A 19065-nucleotide genomic window follows, 5' to 3' on the forward strand; every position below is an offset into this window, starting at 1 on the left:
CATTGCAGATGGCTGTCGAGTTGCGACGCTAGTCTGGCGATGTGCCGCTCCGGCTCCGCTTGCTTGGCGCAATACTGATGTCGACACATCGCCTTGACGCGCGGCCCGTTGCGGTCGTAGCAGCCGGGCATCTTCGGGACGGGACGGGTTCATGACGGCCAAGCGAGCGCTGATCACGGGTGTGACGGGCCAGGACGGCGCGTATCTGGCGCAGCTGCTCCTGCAGAAGGGCTACGCCGTCACCGGCATCGTGCGGCGCTCCAGCCACGCCGGAGTCTTCGACCACCGGTTGAAGTGGCTCGGCATCACCGACGACGTCGAGCTGGTCGACGGCAACCTGCTCGACCAGTCCGCCCTGCTGCGCATCGTCCAGGCCACGAAGCCCGACGAGATCTACAACCTCGCCGCCCAGTCGTTCGTGACCTCGTCCTGGCAGCAGCCGCTGCTCACCGGGCAGGTGACCGGCCTCGGCGCGGTGCACATGCTGGAATGCCTGCGCTCGGCGGCGCCCCAGGCGCGCTACTACCAGGCCTCGACCTCGGAGATGTTCGGCCTGATCCAGGAGGCCAAGCAGAGCGAGTCGACGCCGTTCTACCCGCGTTCGCCCTACGGCGTGGCCAAGCTGTACGCGCACTGGATGACCATCAACTACCGCGAGAGCTTCGGGCTGCACGCGTCGAACGGCATCCTGTTCAACCACGAGAGCCCGCTGCGCGGCGTCGAGTTCGTCACCCGCAAGGTCACCGACGCGGTGGCGCGGATCAAGCTCGGGAAGCAGAAGGAGCTGCGGTTGGGCAACATCGACGCCAAGCGCGACTGGGGCCACGCCCGGGACTACGTGCAGGCGATGTGGCTGATGCTGCAGCAGGACCGCCCGGACGATTACGTGATCGCCACCGGCCGGACCACGACCGTGCGGGACATGTGCGAGATCGCGTTCAAGCATGTCGGCCTGAAGGTGGACGACCACCTGATCGTCGACCCGGCGCTGTTCCGGCCGGCGGAGGTCGAGGTGCTGCTGGGCAACCCCGCCAAGGCCAAGGCGACGTTCGGCTGGGAGGCCGAGACCAGCCTCGAGGCGCTGATCACCGAGATGGTCGACGCCGACATCAAGCGCCTCAGCGCCAACGCCTGAGCCGTCGGGCTCGCCGCGAGCGGGCTCCGGATCCATATGGCGCGCATCCCCGGACGGAGAGGCGCGCCGTGAAGACCTACCAGCTCTACATCGACGGCCAGTCCGTCGATCCGGTCGAGGGCTCGTGGTTCGAGTCCATCGACCCCTATCGCGGCGAGCCCTGGGCGCGGATCCCGCGCGCTGGGCGCGCCGACGTCGACCGGGCGGTAGCCGCGGCCAAGCGCGCCATGTGGGACGGACCCTGGGCGATCATGACGGCCTCGGCCCGCGGCAAGGTCCTGCGCCGGATCGGCGATCTCGTCGAGCGCGAGGCCAAGGCGCTGGCCGAGATCGAGGTCCGCGACAACGGCAAGCTCTTCGCCGAGATGTACGGCCAGACCCGCTACCAGCCGGAATGGTGGTGGTACTACGCGGGGCTCGCCGACAAGGTCGAGGGCGCGCAGGTGCCGATCGACAAGCCCGAGACCTTCGCGTTCACCCGGCACGAGCCCGTAGGCGTGGTCGGGGCGCTGACGGCGTGGAACTCGCCGCTCCTGTTCGTCGCCTGGAAATGCGCGCCCGCGCTCGCGGCGGGCTGCGCGGTCGTGGTGAAGCCGTCCGAGTTCGCCTCCGCGAGCACGCTGGAATTCGCCCGCCTGACCAAGGAGGCCGGGCTGCCCGACGGCATGTTCAACGTCGTCACCGGCTACGGCGGCGAGGCCGGCACCGCCATCGTCGAGCATCCCGACGTCGCCAAGATCACCTTCACGGGCTCGGACGTCACCGGCGCGAAAGTCTACGAGGCCGCCGCCCGGCAGATCAAGCGCGTCTCCCTGGAGCTAGGCGGGAAATCGCCCAACATCGTCTTCGCCGATGCCGACCTGAAGGCCGCCGCCGCGGGGGCGATCTCGGGCATCTTCGCGGCCACCGGGCAGACCTGCATCGCCGGCTCGCGCCTGCTGGTGCAGAACAGCATCCGCCAGGAATTCACCGAGCGCCTGATCGAGCTGGCCCGCACCGCCAAGCTCGGCGACCCGATGCAGGCCGACACCAATATCGGGCCGATCACGACGCCGCCCCAGTACACGAAGGTGCTCGACTACATCGCGCTCGCCAAGAGCGAGGGCGCGCGCTGCGTCTTCGGCGGCAACCCCGCCTCCGGACCCGGCGTGCTCGGCGGCCAGTTCGTCGAGCCGACGATCTTCACGGGCGTCACCAACGACATGCGCATCGCCCAGGAGGAGGTGTTCGGCCCGGTGCTGTCGATCATCGGCTTCGAGGACGAGGCCGAGGCGCTGAGGGTCGGCAACGACGTGATCTACGGGCTCGCGGCGGGTGTCTGGACCCAGGATATCGGCCGCGCGATGCGCATGTCGAAGGGTCTGCGGGCCGGCACCGTCTGGGTGAACACTTACCGGGCGGTGAGCTACATGATGCCGTTCGGCGGCATGAAGCGCTCGGGCATCGGCCGCGAGAGCGGCATCGAGTCGATCCGCGAGTACCTGGAGACCAAGAGCGTCTGGATCTCCACGAGCCGCGACGCCCCGGAGAACCCCTTCGTCATGCGCTGAGCCCGCGGGCCGCGCCGCGATCCGTGGCGGCGCGGTCCCTAATCCGGGGTCGATTGGGCGCGGTCCGGTGGCAGCGCGAGGGATGCCAGGACGAAGCCCATGAAGAAGAGGAAGTACTGGTTGACCGACAGTTCCTCGAACATGAGCGACGGGATCAGGAACACCGCGCTGTAGGTCAGGAACGGCCCGAAGGCGGCGGGCGCCAGCAGGATCCGCCCGAGGCCGGCGACGAGCAGCAGCGCCGCGGCGATGCCGCTCTGGAGTGCCAGCGACACGAAGCCGTTGTGTGGTGTCACGAGCCCGGTCAGGGCCTGCAGCTCCTCCCGGCGGGCGACCTCGCCGACGCCGAACGGGTACTCGAGGACCAGCTGGAGCGCGGTCACGCCGGACAGGAACCGCTCGTCGAAATTGCCCGTGACGTTGTGGTCCTCGGCGAAGCGCCGCTCGATCGCCTGGGACAGCGTCCCCGGCAGCGGGATCTCCCCCGTCACCGCCCAGGCCACGAGCAGGACGCCCAGGACGCCGAGCGCGGCCAGCACCGCGGGCGCCTTGAGGTTCCGCCGCATCAGCAGGCCGAGGAACAGGATCGGCATGAACAGGCCGGCGCGGTTGTTGGTGAACGGGAAGCTCGCCAGGAGGGCCGCGAAGTAGGCGAGATAGACGATCTTCAGGCGATAGCGCAGGCTGAGCAGCAGGGCCGCGGCCCCGGCCAGGGCGAAGACGTGGCCGGTCTCGTTGCCGGAGGCCCAGAGGCCGCCCTGCTTGTCCTGCACGAACAGCTTCAGCTCCTCGTCGAGCCCGTCCGTGGGAACGGCGAGTCCGAACCGGTCGAGCGGCATGCCGGAGGCGGCGAGCAGCAGGACCGCGAGGGAGGCGAGCATTCCGGCGAGCAGGCCGACGCAGAATGCGTCCTCGACGCGCCGGTCGCGGAACATCACCAGCAGGATGAACGCCTGGACCACGTAGAGCAGCAGGACGAGGGTCAGGTAGACGTCGCCCGCCTGCTTGTGGGCCTTCAGCACCAACGAGGCCGCGATCAGCGCCAGGATGCCGGCGAGGGGCGCGGCCTGCCGCAGTGCCTCCGCGACGACGGCGCGGCGCAACCCGAGCCAGGGGATGAGCAGGAACGGCAGCAGGTCGGACAGGCGCTGGAACGGCAGCCCGAAGGTCGAGGTCAGGACGTTGAAGTTCAGGGCGGCGCCGAGCAGGAACACGGCGACGCGGTCCGCGAGGAGGGACGCGGCCGGCGCACGCGTCTCGATCGGCAACGCCTGTCCCGCCATCACCCTGCACCGTCCCCGCGCATCGGCCGCCGATGAACGCTCCGCCGGCCGCGGCCTCTAGCGGGCAGTGTCGCCCACAAAGGTTGGCGGAGGGTGCAGATCAGGCGGGGCGTCTCAGGACCAGGCCGACGGCCGTGCGGAGCGTGCCGCGCATGAAGATCCAGGCGAGGCCCAGATAGGCCGCGATCCCGATTCCGACCGCCGCGAACAGGCCGACCCGGTCCCCGAGGGCGGCGTGGATCGGCCCCTGGACGAGCAGCACCAGCCCGGCCATCGCGCCGGCGCAGAGCGTGATCGGCGCGAGGAGCCGCACGAGCCGCCCGTTCGTGACCGGGACGACGCGCCCGACGCTGGCGACGATCGCGGGCGTGAACAGGTAGGCCCGCACCACGTGCCCGGCGACCAGTGCGGCGAGGCCGAAGGGCGCGGTGACGAGGGCCGCCGCGGCGCCGAGGCCGAACTGCGCGCCGGCGAGCCGCAGGGCCGTGCCGTTGCGGCCCAGGGCCGTGAAGATCATCCACAGCATCGAGGTGGCGACGAATTCCGGGGCGAGGAGCGCGAGCGTCCGCAGCACCGGCGCCGCGTCGTGCCACTGGTCGCCGAACAGGAACGGGATGAGGGTCGGGGCGACGGCCGCCATGCCGAAGAAGGCGGGCACGGCCAGGAAGGCCGAGGCCTCGGTGAATCCGTGGAAGGCCGCGGCCAGCTCGCCCGGACGGTCCTGGAGGCGCGCGTAGGTGGTCAGCCCGACCGTGGTCAGCGGGATGACCGCGACCTGGCTCACGAGGTCGATGCAGCGCCACGCGAGGCGCAGGTAGCCGACATCGGTGGCGGACAGGAAGTAGGCCGCGATGACTTCCTGGCTCCGGATCGAGGCGACGAGCAGCAGATAGGTGCAGAACAGCCGCGAGCCGAACGCGATCTGCTCGCGCACGGAGGCGAGATGCAGCCGCAGCGGCGGAATCCAGCGGGCCGCCGCCCAGGTCAGGAGCGTGGTCGCGGTCGCGGCGACGAGCCGCTGCACCACCAGGCTCCAGACGCCGTAGCCGTCGAGGGCCAGCACGAGGGCCGCGGCGCCGCCGAGCACGTTGGCGCCGAGCGCCCGCAGGGCGAGCTTGCGGAACCCGAAGCTCCGCTGGAGCCGCGCTTCGTGGATCGCACCCGCTGCGGTGATGACGAAACAGGCGGAGAGCGCGCACAGGACCGGCCGCAGCGCTGGCAGGTCGAAGATCCAGGCGATCGGGCCGGCCAGGGCCACGAGGCCCACGGCGCACAGGACACCCGTGGCGAGCATCACCCAGAAGGCGGTGGCGGCGAAGTCCTCGTCGAGGTCGGCGCGCTGGACCACCGCGTCGGGCAGGCCGCAGCGCGCGACGATCTGCAGGATGTCGATGAAGACCGCGGCGATCGCCACCATCCCGAACTCGGCGGGCCCGATGAGGCGGGCGAGCACGAGGAACACCCCGAAGCTGAGGACCACGTTGCCGACCGAGGCCACCGCCACCCAGCGCGCGGCGTCGAACGAGCGCCGCGTCACCGCGGCGCCGGAGGCGAGCCCCGGCTCCTCCTCGGCGGCGGCCGCCTCCGACAGGACCGGCGCGGCGGCGCTCACGGGCGGCTCGCCCGACGCTCGGCAACGAGTTCGGCGTAGAGATCGAGGTACTTCTCGGCGACGCGCTCCGAGGTCGATTCGCGGATGACGTGCTGGAAGGCGCGCTCGTCCGGCAGGTCACCGCGGCCGCGGGCGATCACGGTCCGCAGCCGTGCGGCGAGGTCGGCGTCGTCGCCCGGCGTGAACAGCCAGTCGGCATTGTCCTCGCCGATCAGCTCGGGGATGCCGCCCGAGCCCGCCCCGATCACCGGAACGCCCATCGTGTAGGCCTCGTAGATCGTCCGCGGCGACGGCTCGGCCCAGAACGACGGGACGATGAGCACGTCGATCGCGCTGAGGAACTCGGCGGGTTTCGCCCAGCCGACGAAGTCGATGGGCAGGCCCTCGGCCTGCGCCTTGAACCGCTCGATCGAGTCGTCCATCGCGTGGCCGGCGACGAGGCAGCGCCAATCGCCGGGACCGATCCGCCGGAAGGCGTCGATCATCGTGCCGACCCCCTTCTCGTTGTTGATCCGGCCGAGATAGCCGAAGGTCATCGGCTGGCCGGTCCGGTCGATCCGGCGCCTGGCCTCCGGGTCGCCCTCTGGGACGGTGCAGGAATAGAAGATCACCCGGCGCCGCTCGGGCGCGAGATGCGCGAACAACCCGTGGCCGACATGGGTCTTGAGGATCTCGGTCCCGACGCTGACGACCGCGTCCACCGACCGGTTCGTGATCTGCTTGGCGGCGTTGACCACCTTGCAGCCCAGGTGCCAGCGGTCGCACGGCTTGCCGTCCCTGAACATCGCGGCGTTGCCGCAGATCAGGTCGTACTCGCAGACCGTGTGGACGATCGGGATCCCGCGCTTGGCCGCCTCGCGCCAGACGAGAGTCGAGACGTCGAGCAGCGAGTGCGTGTTCACGATGTCGGGCCGGAAATCGTCGAGGACGCGGCCGAACTCGGCCGCGACGGCGAAATTCCACTGCTGCTTGAGCTTCGCCCAGGCGCGGCCGAAGCGGCTCGCCTGGGGCCAGTCCTCGAGCCAGAAATCGTTGTGGTGGGCCATGCGGTAGACGGTGACGCCGCCCCGCACGCTCTTGGGCTCGGGCTCCCGGGCGATGCAGGCCGCCGCCACCGTGTGGCCGGCCGCGACGAGTTCCTCGGCGAGGTGCTCCACCGAGCGCTCGGCGCCGCCCACGATGTAGGGCGGGTAGAGGGCGCTGAGATGCAGGATCCGCAGGGGGCCGGTCACCGCGCGCGCGGCCGCCTGATCCCTCGGGCGGTCCCGGTCCTGGGCGCGGGGTTCCTCCGAGAGGACCCGGGCGTAGCTCGACGACAGGGTGGGGGTCATCATGAACGGCACTCGCTGAGGTGCGGGCGCTCCGCGCGGGCGGAAGGCTCGGGAAGCGGTTCGATGGAGGCCGCGTCGCGGGTCGCGGCGTAGAGATCGAGATAGGCGGTCGCCACAGCGACCGGATCGGTGCCGGCGCGGATGCGTGCGGCGCGGGCGAGCCCCTCGGCGAGACGGGCCGGCTCCGCGATGATCCGGGCCATCGCGGCGGCGAGCGCCGGCGCGTCGCCGGGCGGGACCAGCCAGGGGCCGGACCCGACCTGCTCGCCGATGCCGCCGGTCGCGGTGCCGATCACCGGGACGCCGCGCCCGTAGGCCTCTGCCACCGTCCGGCCGAAGGGCTCGGGCCAGATCGGCGGGACCACGAGGCAGTCGAGATCGTCGAGGAAGGCGTCGCGCTCCGCGTAGCCCGGGAAGGTGACGGGCAGGCCCTCGGCCAGGGCACGGTAGCGGTCCAGCCCGTCCACGGCACGGCCCGCGACGGCGAGGTGCCAGCCGGTTTCCGGCAGGCGCCGGCAGGCCTCGAGGAGGACGTCGAGGCCCTTTGCGCCCTCGATCCGGCCCAGATAGCCGAACCGGACCGGCGCGCCGGGCGCCCGCTTCGCCCGCGTCACCGGCGAGCCGGGCGGGATGGGGTTCCAGATCACCCGGCGCAGCGACGGCGGCACATGAGCGAAGAGGCCGGCGGCGAGGTGGCGGTCGAGGATGTCCGAGCCCACGGCGGCGACTGCCGTCACGGCGCGCTGGCAGCGCCGGTGCGGCGCGGCGTAGAGGCGGCACTTGAGATGCTGCCGGGCGCAGGGACGCCCGTGGCGCACCATCGCGCCGTTGGTGCAGAGGCTGGTGAAGTCGTGCAGCGTGTGCACGACCGGCACCCGGAGCCGCCGGAGCATCGGCCAGAGCGCCGGCGGTAGCTCGGAGATGGAATGCGTGTTCACGAGGTCGGGGGCGTAGTCCCGGACCGCCCGCTCCATCCGGTCGACGGCGTGGCGGTTCCACTGCGCCGCGACCTTGTAGCGGAGGCGCTCGACCCGCCCGCGCTGCGGCCAATCGAGGATGTGGAACGGCGTCCCGTAGCCGATCCGGTAAACCGTGACGCCGTCCTGCAGGACCGGTCCGCCCTCGGTCCGCGCCGCGCAGGCAACGGCGACGCTGTGGCCGAGATCCGCCTGGGTCCGGGCGAGCGTCTCGACCATCAGTTCGGCGCCGCCGACCTGCTCGGGTGCGTAGAGGGAGCTAAGGTGCAGGATGCGCATGCGGCACCTCCCGGGCGGAACGCGCCGCCGCGCCGTCTTGAAGCGCGTCGAGCAGCAGTGTCTCGTAGCGGCGGGCGGTCTCGGCCCAGTCGTAGCGCCGGACATTGTCGCGGCCGCGGGCGATCAGCGTGTCCCTGAGATTGGGCTCGTCCAGCAGGCGGCGCAGGCACTCGGTCAGCGCCGCCGCGTCGGCGGGATCGAAGGTGAGGGCGCCGGCTCCCGCGATCTCGGGCGTCGCGGAGCGGTCCGAGCAGATCACGGGACAGTCAAGGGCCTGCGCCTCCAGAACGGGCAGGCAGAATCCCTCGGCGAAGGACGGGACGCACAGGCACAGCGCGCCGCGATAGAGGGCCGCCAGCCTGTCGTCGCCGATGCCCGACAGGCGGGTCAGGGGGATCGGCGCGTCGCCGATTGCGGCGGCGACGGCCTCGTCGGAATCCTCGCCGACGTGGACGATCCCGATCCCCGGCCTCCCGAGCGCGACCACGGCGCGCGCAAGGGTCGCGAAGTTCTTGTTGTAGAGGGCGTTGCCGACGGCCAGCACGTACGGCCCCGCCGGGACTTCGGCGACGGAACAAGCCACTGATGGGTCCAGCATGGCCGCGGACGGCACGGTGCGCGTCCGGCCGCGGAGCCGCGGGTAATGGTACTCCAGATCGCGCCGTGTCGCGTCCGAGACGGCGATTACCCGGGCGCTGTTGCCGAGGACCAGGCGGAAGATCGGGTCGGTGGTCAGGGCCTCGCGGGAGCGGACGCGCTCGGGCAGCGTGCGGAAATACAGGTCGTGCACCACGCTGACGCGGACGCGGCCGCCGAAGGCCGCCCCGTACGGGTCGATGTTCAGCACGACGTCGATGGCGCGGGCGCGGCACAGCCGCGGGACGGCGAGGCACTGGCGCAGGACGTCGAGCAGCATGATCCGCGGCCGCGGCACCGTCACGACCTCGACGCGGTCGCGGATCGACGCCGGCAGCTGGTCGCGGCGCCACGGGGAGCGGAGCACCACCGCGAAGGTGCCGCGCGCGACCAGGCCGGCGATCACCCGGAAGGCGACGAGCGCGACGCCCGACGGCCGACCGGCATGCTGGCTCGGCATGTTGACGAGGACGCGCGGCATGGCGGGTCTGGCGGCTCCGAACGGGAAGGGGGATCGCCGGCCCGTCAGGCCCGGCCGGCGACCTGGAGGATGATGTCGGCGAGATCGCGCTGCATGCTCTCCGCGCCGTAGCGGGACAGCGCCCGCTCGCGCGCGAGCGCGGCGCGCGCCCTGAAGGCGTCGGGATCGGCGAACAGCGCCGACAGGGCCGCCGCGAGGCGATCCGACCGACGCGGCGGCACCAGCGTCCCGGCCGCGCCGCCGTCGAGGATCTCAGTGGACGCGCCGGCGTCGGTGGCGATCACCGGCACGCCGACCAGCATCGCCTCGACCAGGGTGCGGCCGAACGGTTCGGGATCGACCGAGGGGTGCACGACCGCGTCGACCGCCTGCATCAGCCGGGGGACGTCGTCGCGCTGTCCGAGGAACAGCACCCGGTCCGAGAGGCCGCGCCGCGCCGCGAGGTCGCGCAGGTGCGCCGCGTAGGCATCCTCGCCGAATAGCGGCGCCCCGACCACGACGCAGCGGAGGCCGGACAGGGTCGCCAGCGCCTCGATCAGAACGTCCTGCCCCTTCCAGGGCGCGAGGCGGCTGAAGACGCCGACGAGGGGGCCGTCCGGCAGGCCGAGTTCCGCGCGCAGAACGGCGGCGGAGCAGGGTGCCGGATCGACGTCGAGGCCGTTCGGCACGACGCGGATCAGCGACCGGCGCCCGCCGGCCTGGACGAAGGCCCGCGCGGCGGCCTCGGAGGGAACGATCACCCGGGCGGCGCAGAGATTGGCGAGCCGGATCTGCAGGATGCGCTGCGCCCGGCCGAAATGCGCCCCGTCGAGGATGTCGTGGAGGTGCCAGATCAGGGGGCGCCCGGCGGCGCGCGCGGCCAGAGACGAGAGCAGGAAGGCCTTCTGCGAGTTGGCGTAGACCACGTCGCAGGACCGGGCCGATCGGGCGATCTCCAGCGCCAGGGCGCCGAGCTGGCCCAGGACCGGGAGCGCGCTCAGCGGTGACACGTCCCGCCGGAGGCCCGCCAGGGCGGACTGGCGACGCGCGAGACGGATCTCCAGACCCGCGTCGCGGAGGGCCGCGGTCAGCGCGCCGTCCTCGAACAGGAAGGCGCTGGAGCCCGCCCAAGGCCGGACTGCGTCGCGGAGCACCAGCTCGGCACCGGACATCGTTCCGGTATGGCTCACGAACAGGACCCGCGGCCGCGCGGCGACGACGGACCGCGCGGCCTGCGCCCGGTCCCGGAGGCCGCGCTTCGCGAGCGCGTCGGCGGGGAGCACTTCGGTCATCGCGCGCTCGCGGCCGTGCGGGGATCGGGCAGCGGCATCACGTCGTAGGTCGACTGGATGCCCGGGCGGACCATCGTCATGGCGATCCCGAGGACGTGTCCGCCGGCGCGGCGCAGGTTCGCCACGGTCTCGACCGTATCGGAGAGCTGCGAGCGCCCGTAGCGGGCGCAGCAGAGCACGCCGTCGACGTGGCGGGCCAGCATCGCCGCATCCATCAGGAGGCTGGTCGGCGGGGTGTCCAAGAGGACGAGGTCGTAGCGGCGGCTCCACTTGAGGAAGTCGGCCATCCGGTCGCCCATCAGGAGCTCGGTCGAGTCGGCCGTCGGCGTTCCCGCGGGGATGACGTCGAAGCGTCCGGCCTGGACCACCACGTCGGCCGGGTCGATCTCGCCGCGGAGCACGCCGCCGAGGCCGGGGCCGCGGCCGAGTCCTAGGGAGGCCTCGAAGTTCGGCCGCCGCAGGTCGCACTCGACCACCAGCACCCGGCGGCCGCTCGCGGCGCCGATGCCGGCCAGCGCGAAGGCCGTGAACGACTTGCCCTCCCGCGGCTTCGCCGAAGTCACCAGGATGACGCGGGACTTGCAGGCGCCCGCCAGCACGAGATGGGCGTGCAGGTTGCGCAGGACGTTCTGCATCACCGGGTCGACCCGCGCCCGCGCCAGGGCCTCCGCGAGGTCGAGCTCGCGCTGCCGCTCGGAGAAGCGGCCGACGAGGCCGGCGGGCTCCAGGCTCGGCAGCTGCGCGAAGACCGGGGCGCCGGTGCCGGCCATGAGCTGCGCCGAGGTGCGCACGCGCCGGTCGGTGTAGTCGCGCAGCAGCGCGGCGGCGGCCGCGAGCACGCCCGCCAGCACGATGCCGCCCGCCAGGAACGGCACGGCCTTGGGCGAGAACGGCTCCTGCGGCAGCTCGGCGAGGCTGACGAGCCGCGTGCTGCCGGTGAGTATGCGCCGCTCGGTCTCCAGCTCGCCCGCCCGCTTGACCAGATCGGCGTAGCGGGTGCGCTTGATCTCGGCGTTGCGCACCATGCCCTCGATCGACGCCTCGTCGTCCATGGCGGCGGCGGCGTCGGTCTTCGCCGTCTCGAGCTGGGCGCGCAGCGACTTGGCCAGGGCGTTCGAAGCCTCGTAGGACTTGCGCAGGCCCTTGGCGACGTTGCCGATCTCCTGCTCGATCCGAGCGCGCAGGCTCGCCTGCTCGGTCTCGAGCGCCCGGATCACCGGGTGGTTCGCGCCCAGCAGGGTGCTCTGGTTGGCGAGCTGCGCGCTGACGCCGCTGAGCTGCTGCTTCAGCGAGACGATGGTCGGGCTTGCCAGGACGGCCGGGGCGCTGTCGGCGCCGCGGGCACCCTTGGCCTCGATCTCGGAGAGCCGCGCGGCCGCGTCCGCCTTGGCGGTCTCGGCCGCGGCGAGCTGCTGGCTGATGCTGGTGAGCCGCTCCGCGCTGATCGGGGCGAGCGAGCCCTTCAGCAGGCCCTTGCGGCGCCGGAAGGTCTGGATGCGGGTCTCGTCGGCCCGGATCGAGGCGTCCAGCTGGCTGATCTCGGTGTGCAGCCAGTCGGCCGCCGCCTTGCGGCTCGAGGCCTGCGCCTCGCGCTGGTCATCCAAGAAGGCGTTGATCAGGCCGTTGGCCATCGTCTGCGCCGTCTCGGGCAGCGGCGACTTGTAGCCGATGGTGATGATGCGCGAGCGACCGGAGCTCAGGACCGTGTAGCGCTTCTGCAGGTAGTCGACGAGCGCGTTGCGGTCGGTCGTGAGCTTCGTGCAGGCGGCGTCCTTCTTCTCGCTGATCCGGTCGGGATGCCCCCCTGTGGCCGCGTAGCGGCACTCGGCCAGCACCGCGGCGACCAGGTTGTCGTCGATCGCGAGGCGCAGGAGCCGCGGCGAGCGGATCACCAGGATCTGGCTCTCGATGTCGGCCGGGTCGCCGATCTTCTGGATCCAGGCCATCGAGGCGTTATTGGCGCCCGGTTCCGCCTCGGCCACGATGACCGAGCCGCTCGCCACGTATTGCCGCTGGATCATCAGCAGGGCGGTCACGGCGAGGCCGAGGACGGTGGCGAACACCGCCGCGAACAGGTAGCGGCGATGCCAGATCCGGGCGAGGGCCGCGGCCAGCGGACCGCCGCGCGCCGGCTCCTGGGCGAGGGCGCGAACCGGCGTCCGGTCGGCCAGATCGACAGTCAGGAAGGACATGCGGCGCGTCCTCAGCCGACGGCTTCGAGGCGCGGCAGGATCCGCGGGCGCGTCTCGCAGGCGGCCCGGTGCATCGCCATCTGGTCGTCGACGAAGGTCGAGAACCGGCTGCGGAACAGCTCGGCCGAGAACAGCTCGGCCTGCGCCCAGCAGGCCTCGCGGGTGAAGTGGCTCTCCTGCAGCAGGAAGCGCTGGACGCACTCGGCGATCGCCACGGGCTCGGGCGTGTCGAAGAACATCCCGGTGCGCTGCGGGCCGCGGGTCTGGACCGTCTCGCGGGCGCCCCCGCGGCCCAACGCGAGGACCGGCGTGCCCTCCGACGTGGCCTCGACCACGATGATCCCGAAATCCTCCTCGGCCGCGAAGATGAAGGCGCGGGCCGTGGCCATGAGGTGGCGCAGCTCCGCGTCGGGCACGAAGCCGGAGAACGACACGTTCGGCCCCGCGATCTCGCGCAGCCGCGCGGCATCGGGCCCGGTGCCCGCCACCACGAGTTCGAGGTCGGGGAGCAGCGCGAACGCGCGGATCACCGCCTCGACGTTCTTGTACGGCACGAGCCGGCTGGCCACGAGGAAGTGGTTGCCGCGCGGCCCGTCATACTGCTGGATCGGCAGCGTGATCGGCGGGTGGATGACCTCGGCGGTGCGGCCGTAGACCTTGTGGATGCGGCGGGCGACGAAAGCGGAGTTGGCCACGATCGCGTTGGGACCGGCCGCCGTGCGAAAATCCCAGACGCGCATCCGGTGCAGGATCAGCCGGGCGAGCACGCTCTTCATGCCCGCGTCGCAGCCGCTCTCCCGCAGGTAGGTGTGCTGCATGTCCCAGGCGTAGCGCATGGGCGAGTGGATGTAGGAGACGTGGAGCTGGTCGGGCCCGGTGAGGACGCCCTTCGCCACCGCGTAGCTGCTCGAGATGACGAGATCGTAGGCCGACAGGTCGAACTGCTCGATCGCGAGCGGCATCAGCGGCAGGTAGTTGCGGTGCCGCGTCCGCGCGAAGGGCATGCGCTGGATGAAGCTCGTATGCGCCTGGGTGTAGCCCAGCCGCGCCCGGTCTGCTTCAGGCAGGAAGTCGAAGAGCGCGAAGACATCCGCGTCCGGATAGATCCGCAGCAGCTGCTCGAGGACACGCTCGGCGCCACCGACGATGTACAACCAGTCGTGAACGATCGCGACACGCATCACAGCTTCCTCGTCGGTGCGCCGGACGCTGGACCATGCATTACGTCCTGCCGGTCCCGCCGGTGACAGCGGGCCAAGGCACACACGAGAGGGTAATAGCAGCGTGATCTGTAAAAAAGGGGTCACCGCCGCAGCAACAGTCGAAAATAGCGCCTGTTTAGACGAGAGACGCGGCGTGTAAACTTAATTTTTGCCAATAATTAACGTTAAGCGAAGGGTGTTCTCAGACCTGCAATCTTCGGCATGACTCCCCGTGGGTGCCCGCTGCGCCGGGTCGGCACACCGGCGGCGGGGGCCCGGCTGCGCGGCCTACGAAGCGGCCGGAACGGGCAGGGGATCGGGCGAGGGCCGCCGGTCGAGCCGGCGCCGCAGGGCCGCGATCACCGGCGTCTCGACATACCGGAACAGCAACTCGCCGGCGGCGACCGCCGCCGGGAACGCGATCGCGAAGATCAGGGCGGCGCGCGCGAAGCCGGGCGCGACGACGAGCGCCGCGATCTTGGCGGCGCTGTGCAGCAGCAGGTTGTGGACCAGGTAGAAGGAATAGCTGGCATTGCCCTGCGACAGCAGCCAGCGCGACTTCAGGGCGATGCCGCCCCGCTCCAGCAGCAGCATCGCACCGACGATCAGGACGGCCGCTGACCCCCAGATCAGCGGGCGCGCGAAGCCGGACAGCTCGGGGCTGACGCCGAGCGCGTCGGCCACGATCTGGCCGCCGAGGATGAGCACAAGAGCGGCCGCGACGGCCGCGCACGCCACGCGCCGGACCGGGAAGCCCGCGGCCGGCGCCCGGAGCCGCAGGTAGGCGTATCCCAGCCCGATGCCGGCGGCGAACTCGATCAGGATCGGCTTCGTGTAGTACGCCCAGTAGAGATTCGACGCGGGCAGCAATCCGAGCAGGATCAGCGCCAGGAAGATCGCGGCCGCACCGAACGCCCGGAAGGCGGGTCTCGGCACCATGAGCAGCGCCGCGAAGACCACGTAGAAGAACATCTCGTAATTGAGTGTCCAGCCCACGGAGTTGAGCGGCTCGACGAAGCCGCCGCGGGAGAACGGCAGGAACAGCAGGGACTGGACGACGTAATCTGGCCGGATCTCCACGATCCCGATGGGCTTCAGGCCCGTCAGCGCGATGAGCGCCAGGGCGAGCGTGACGAGCCAGTAGACCGGGACAACGCGCGACGCGCGGCGGAGCAGGAACTCGCCCGGGCTCTCGCGGCGCCCGCTCGTGCTCACGAACATGATGAACCCGGAGAGCACGAAGAACACGTCGACCCCGCTCGCGCCGAAGGCGAGCAGATCCGGTCTCGGCAGCACGGGGCCGATGTAGAGGCCGAAATGCGTGAGGAAGACGAGGTACGAGGCGACGGCGCGCAGGATTTGGAGGTTGTAGATCATCGCGCGCCGGCTGATCGCTGGGCCCGCCCGGGAAGGGCGACGTCGCGCCCTTATGGCCGAGATGGCCCCGCCGCGTCACGACGAGTCCGGAAACGTCCTAAATGGCCCGGGTCTCGAATTTAAGATCAGGCGGGGCATTTACACGCATGAGTTGCTAAATCCGCGAAATCTCTGGACGGACGATCACGAAAGCAAGAGCTGGAAAGTGATCGTAAAGGTCGCGCCGCCGAATGTAAGCCGCCGGCCACATCCGGTTCCTGTTTGCACGGCGCGCAACCCTGTGTCGCCCTCTACGGACCGCTATTTACTATTAATCAATAGATAATTTGACGCCGAGCCGATCCGTTCAATAGCGTCGTGATAACTGGAATAAGGAGTTCCGCCTTGAACATCGCTCAAGACATCCGTGAGATTCTCGGGGCGAACGAAGCCTTCGCCGGGAAGGCCGCCCAGCTCTCCGAGGATGACAGCCTGTTCGATCTCGGGCTGGACTCGTTCGGTTCCGTCCAGCTGATGCTGGGCCTCGAGGAGCGCTTCAGCATCGAGTTCCCCGACGAGCTCCTGAACCGCAAGTCGTTCTCGTCGATCCGCGCGATCCGCGAGGCCGTCTCCACCCTCATCCAGCAGGAAGCCGCATGAGCACGCTCGCCGCGCGCGCCGAGCGGGCCGCGGCGGTGGCGGCGCACCACGCCGACGCCGTCGACCGCGAAGGCCGCTTTCCCGAGGAGGCCGTGGCCGCGATGAGGTCCGAGCGGCTGCTCGGCCTCCAGATCCCGGGCCAGTTCGGCGGGGAGGGGGCGGGGCTGACGCAGATCGCCGAGCTGTGCAGCACGCTCGGGCAGGCCTGCAGCGCGGCCGCGATGGTCTTCGCGATGCACCACATCAAGGTCTCCAGCCTCGTGACCCACGGCATCGACAGCCCGTGGCACGGGCGCCTGATGGAGCGCATCGCGCGCGAGCAGCTGCTGGTCGCCTCCTCGACCACGGAGGCGGGCATCGGCGGGGACCTGCGCAACAGCCTCTGCGCCGTGGAGACGACCGGCGAGGTCTTCGCCCTCGGCAAGGACGCGTCGGTGATCTCCTACGGCGCCCACGCCGACCTGATTCTCGCCACAGCCCGGCGCCATCCGGACGCCGCGACGTCCGATCAGGTCCTCGTCGCGCTGATGGCCGACCAGATCTCCCTCGCGCGAACGGGCGACTGGGACACGCTCGGGATGCGCGGGACCTGCAGCGACGGCTTCCGCCTGGAGGCGCGGAATGTCCCGGTCGAGCAGATCCTCCCGAAGCCGTTCGCGGAGATCGCCGCCCAGTCGATGCTGGCCTCATCGCACCTCCTGTGGAGCAGCGTCTGGTACGGGATCGCGACCTACGCGGTCGACCGCGCCCGCGCCTTCGTGCAGGCCGAGGCGCGGCGCCGGCCCGGGCAGGTGCCGCCGACCGCGACGCGCCTCGGTGAGGTCTCCAGCGCGCATCAGGCCATGCGCGGCACCATCGTGTCGGCCCTGCGCCGCTTCGAGGACGCGCACGGCGACGCCGACACGATCGGCTCCGTCGGCTTCTGCGTGATGCTCAACAACCTGAAGATCACCGTCTCCGACATGGCGGTCGACATCGTCCGGCGGGCGCTCGCGATCGTCGGCCTCGCCGGCTACCGCAACGACACGCCCTTCAGCCTGGGCCGGCCGCTGCGCGACGTCCTCTCCGCGCCGCTGATGATCGGCAATGACCGCATCCTCGCCAACACCGCCAAGCTCCTGCTCGTGCAGAAGGGCAGCGGCCAGCTCATGAGCGCGTGATGGAATCGATCTCCTCTCCCCCCGGCGACGTCGTGCTCGAGGACGAGCCGGCCGGCGGTCCCACCTTCCTCGACCGCCTGTTCGACCACGGCCTGCTCGTCCGAACCGGCGTCGACGGCCTCTACGGCCGCAGCGGCGGATTCGAGAGCGTCGTCGACGCCCTCGACCGGATGATCACGCGACTCGGAGCCGCCGAGGAGGCCGAAGTGCTGCGCTTCCCGCCGGCCATGAGCCGCCCGGCCTTCGAGCGCAGCGGCTACCTGAAGGGCTTCCCGAACCTCGCCGGCACCGTACACAGCTTCTGCGGCGACGCGCGCGGCCACGCCGAGATCCTCGCCTGCCTCGAAGCCGGGACCGACTGGACCGGGCAGCAGGAGGCCACCGACATCGTGCTGACGCCCGCGGCCTGCTACCCGGTCTACCCGGTCGCCGCCGCGCGGGGCGCGCTGCCGGCCGAAGGCCGCCTGTTCGACCTGCAATCCTACTGCTTCCGGCGCGAGCCCTCGCTCGAGCCGACCCGGATGCAGCTGTTCCGGATGCGCGAATACGTGCGCATGGGCAGCCCCGAGCAGGTCCTGGCCTTCCGCGAAGCCTGGCTCGAGCGCGGCACGGCCATGATCCGCGCCCTCGGTCTCCCGCTCGCGATCGACGCGGCCAACGACCCGTTCTTCGGCCGCGCCGGCCGGATGCTCGCCAACAACCAGCGGGCGCAGGGACTGAAGTTCGAGCTGAACGTCCCGGTCAACAGCGTCGACAAGCCGACGGCCTGCCTCAGCTTCAACTATCACCAGGACCATTTCGGCAGCACCTGGGAGCTGCGCCAGGCCGACGGCGAGGTCGCCCACACGGCCTGCGTCGGTTTCGGCCTGGAGCGGATCACGCTGGCGCTCCTGCGCCACCACGGGCTCGATCTCGCCGCGTGGCCGGCCGCCGTGCGCGCCGAGCTGTGGGGCTGAGGCGGTGACCGCCGCGCTGCGCCTGCCGGAGGGTCTCAGAGCCGCGGGACCCTACGTCCCGCACCCGCTCCACGATTCCGGCCGCGACTGGCCGGAGACGAACTGCTACGTCGACCTCTGGATCGAGCTCCTGCACGGACGCGGCCTCGTGCCGGAGGCGATGCTGGGCTTCACCCTGCGGCAGGATTTCGAGGGCGACCAGTTCACCTTCTTCAAACCGCCGACCGGTGATATCGAGCGCCTCTACGGTCTGGAGGTGCTGGAACTCGCGGTCTACGGCGGCCTCGAGAACCACGCCGTGATCCAGGCCGCGGCCGGCCGGCCGGTGCTGGTCGAGGTCGACGCGATCTACCTGCCGGACACCCAGGGGACCACCTACGGACGCGAGCACGGCAAGACCACGATCGGGATCTTGGCCCTCGATCCGGCCGCGCAGGAGCTCGATTACCTGCACAATGCGGGTCGCTTCCGCCTCGCCGGGAAGGATTACGCCGGGATCTTCGGGCCGGCGACGCTGCCGCCCTACGCCGAGTTCGTGAAGACCGTCGCACCGTCGCTCGGCGCGGCGGATCTGCCGGCGGTCGCGCGCGAACTGCTCGTCCGGCATCGCGCCCGGGCGCCCCGGCGCAACCCCGTCCTGGCGTTCCGCGACACCCTCGCGGCGACGGCCGCGGAGCTGGTCGTCCGGCCGCTCAGCGTGTTCCACGCCTATGCCTTCAACACGACGCGCCAGCTTGGCGGCAACTTCGAGATGCTCGCCAGCCATCTCACGTGGCTCGAGGACCGGGAGGCCGACGGATTCGGGCCAGCCGCCGCGGCCGCCGCGGACCTGAGCCGCGAGGCCAAGGCCTTCCAGTTCCAGCTCGCCCGCGCGTTCCATCGCCGCTCGGCCGAGGGCCTGGCGCCGCGCCTCGACCGCCTCGCGGCGACCTACGACCGCGTCTTCGCGGATCTCGACCGCGCGCTGGACCGCTGAGAGGCGTC

The 19065-nt window shown here is 71.1% G+C and carries 15 protein-coding genes; 6 read left to right on the forward strand and 9 right to left on the reverse strand.

The features are described 5' to 3' along the window. Positions 1-151 precede the first annotated feature (151 nt). Complete coding sequence (gmd, locus tag ABIC30_RS03870; protein ID WP_020091543.1) at positions 152-1135, forward strand: GDP-mannose 4,6-dehydratase; 984 nt, start codon at positions 152-154, stop codon at positions 1133-1135. Between the two features lie 68 nt (positions 1136-1203). Continuing rightward, positions 1204-2685 carry an aldehyde dehydrogenase gene (locus ABIC30_RS03875; RefSeq protein ID WP_020091544.1) on the forward strand — a complete coding sequence of 494 codons (1482 nt, stop codon included), beginning with the start codon at positions 1204-1206 and terminating at the stop codon, positions 2683-2685. A gap of 38 nt (positions 2686-2723) precedes the next feature. Here ABIC30_RS03875 and ABIC30_RS03880 read toward each other — a convergent pair whose 3' ends face one another. From ABIC30_RS03880 to ABIC30_RS03920, 9 genes are all read right to left on the reverse strand, one after another. After that, positions 2724-3968: an O-antigen ligase family protein gene (locus tag ABIC30_RS03880; RefSeq protein WP_020091545.1), complete on the reverse strand. Its 1245-nt coding sequence runs from the start codon at positions 3966-3968 to the stop codon at positions 2724-2726. 100 nt (positions 3969-4068) lie between these two features. Next, positions 4069-5580, reverse strand: coding sequence for a lipopolysaccharide biosynthesis protein (locus ABIC30_RS03885; RefSeq protein WP_020091546.1), 1512 nt, complete (start codon positions 5578-5580; stop codon positions 4069-4071). Next, positions 5577-6800, reverse strand: coding sequence for a glycosyltransferase family 4 protein (locus tag ABIC30_RS03890; protein ID WP_026604684.1), 1224 nt, complete (start codon positions 6798-6800; stop codon positions 5577-5579). Before ABIC30_RS03890 ends, ABIC30_RS03885 begins: the two co-directional genes overlap by 4 nt. 110 nt (positions 6801-6910) lie before the next feature. After that, positions 6911-8167, reverse strand: coding sequence for a glycosyltransferase family 4 protein (locus tag ABIC30_RS03895; protein ID WP_020091548.1), 1257 nt, complete (start codon positions 8165-8167; stop codon positions 6911-6913). After that, a complete protein-coding gene (locus ABIC30_RS03900) occupies positions 8148-9284 on the reverse strand; it encodes a glycosyltransferase family 4 protein (protein ID WP_020091549.1) in 1137 nt (378 codons plus the stop codon). Before ABIC30_RS03900 ends, ABIC30_RS03895 begins: the two co-directional genes overlap by 20 nt. Before the next feature lie 44 nt (positions 9285-9328). Next, complete coding sequence (locus ABIC30_RS03905; RefSeq protein ID WP_331327092.1) at positions 9329-10555, reverse strand: glycosyltransferase; 1227 nt, start codon at positions 10553-10555, stop codon at positions 9329-9331. Next, positions 10552-12747, reverse strand: coding sequence for a GumC family protein (locus ABIC30_RS03910; RefSeq protein WP_020091551.1), 2196 nt, complete (start codon positions 12745-12747; stop codon positions 10552-10554). Before ABIC30_RS03910 ends, ABIC30_RS03905 begins: the two co-directional genes overlap by 4 nt. An 11-nt stretch (positions 12748-12758) precedes the next feature. Further along, positions 12759-13928, reverse strand: coding sequence for a glycosyltransferase (locus ABIC30_RS03915; RefSeq protein ID WP_020091552.1), 1170 nt, complete (start codon positions 13926-13928; stop codon positions 12759-12761). Between the two features lie 309 nt (positions 13929-14237). Next, positions 14238-15326, reverse strand: coding sequence for an acyltransferase family protein (locus tag ABIC30_RS03920; RefSeq protein WP_020091553.1), 1089 nt, complete (start codon positions 15324-15326; stop codon positions 14238-14240). A gap of 384 nt (positions 15327-15710) precedes the next feature. On the opposite strand from ABIC30_RS03920, the gene ABIC30_RS03925 reads away from it, so the two are divergent. The 4 genes from ABIC30_RS03925 to ABIC30_RS03940 are packed head-to-tail and all read left to right on the forward strand — an operon-like array spanning position 15711 to position 19057. Further along, positions 15711-15965: an acyl carrier protein gene (locus ABIC30_RS03925; RefSeq protein WP_354454122.1), complete on the forward strand. Its 255-nt coding sequence runs from the start codon at positions 15711-15713 to the stop codon at positions 15963-15965. Next, the gene (locus tag ABIC30_RS03930; protein WP_020091555.1) at positions 15962-17125 is read left to right on the forward strand and encodes an acyl-CoA dehydrogenase family protein; all 1164 of its coding nucleotides are present in this window, start codon (positions 15962-15964) and stop codon (positions 17123-17125) included. Before ABIC30_RS03925 ends, ABIC30_RS03930 begins: the two co-directional genes overlap by 4 nt. Next, positions 17125-18081, forward strand: a complete 957-nt coding sequence (locus ABIC30_RS03935) for an amino acid--[acyl-carrier-protein] ligase (protein WP_020091556.1) — start codon at positions 17125-17127, stop codon at positions 18079-18081. Before ABIC30_RS03930 ends, ABIC30_RS03935 begins: the two co-directional genes overlap by 1 nt. Positions 18082-18085: 4 nt before the next feature. Next, a complete protein-coding gene (locus tag ABIC30_RS03940) occupies positions 18086-19057 on the forward strand; it encodes a DUF1839 family protein (RefSeq protein WP_020091557.1) in 972 nt (323 codons plus the stop codon). The last annotated feature ends 8 nt before the right edge of the window (positions 19058-19065 follow it).

It is taken from the genome of Methylobacterium sp. 1030 (genome assembly GCF_040544715.1).
GTDB lineage: Bacteria > Pseudomonadota > Alphaproteobacteria > Rhizobiales > Beijerinckiaceae > Methylobacterium.

What these genes read in the sequence shown, in the direction of transcription:
- gmd (WP_020091543.1), top strand. Translation starts at nt 152, where the DNA reads ATGACGGCCAAGCGAGCGCTGATCACGGGTGTGACGGGCCAGGACGGC.
- ABIC30_RS03880 (WP_020091545.1), bottom strand. Translation starts at nt 3,968, where the DNA reads ATGGCGGGACAGGCGTTGCCGATCGAGACGCGTGCGCCGGCCGCGTCC.
- ABIC30_RS03895 (WP_020091548.1), bottom strand. Translation starts at nt 8,167, where the DNA reads ATGCGCATCCTGCACCTTAGCTCCCTCTACGCACCCGAGCAGGTCGGC.
- ABIC30_RS03900 (WP_020091549.1), bottom strand. Translation starts at nt 9,284, where the DNA reads ATGCCGCGCGTCCTCGTCAACATGCCGAGCCAGCATGCCGGTCGGCCG.
- ABIC30_RS03905 (WP_331327092.1), bottom strand. Translation starts at nt 10,555, where the DNA reads ATGACCGAAGTGCTCCCCGCCGACGCGCTCGCGAAGCGCGGCCTCCGG.
- ABIC30_RS03910 (WP_020091551.1), bottom strand. Translation starts at nt 12,747, where the DNA reads ATGTCCTTCCTGACTGTCGATCTGGCCGACCGGACGCCGGTTCGCGCC.
- ABIC30_RS03915 (WP_020091552.1), bottom strand. Translation starts at nt 13,928, where the DNA reads ATGCGTGTCGCGATCGTTCACGACTGGTTGTACATCGTCGGTGGCGCC.
- ABIC30_RS03920 (WP_020091553.1), bottom strand. Translation starts at nt 15,326, where the DNA reads ATGATCTACAACCTCCAAATCCTGCGCGCCGTCGCCTCGTACCTCGTC.
- ABIC30_RS03930 (WP_020091555.1), top strand. Translation starts at nt 15,962, where the DNA reads ATGAGCACGCTCGCCGCGCGCGCCGAGCGGGCCGCGGCGGTGGCGGCG.
- ABIC30_RS03935 (WP_020091556.1), top strand. Translation starts at nt 17,125, where the DNA reads ATGGAATCGATCTCCTCTCCCCCCGGCGACGTCGTGCTCGAGGACGAG.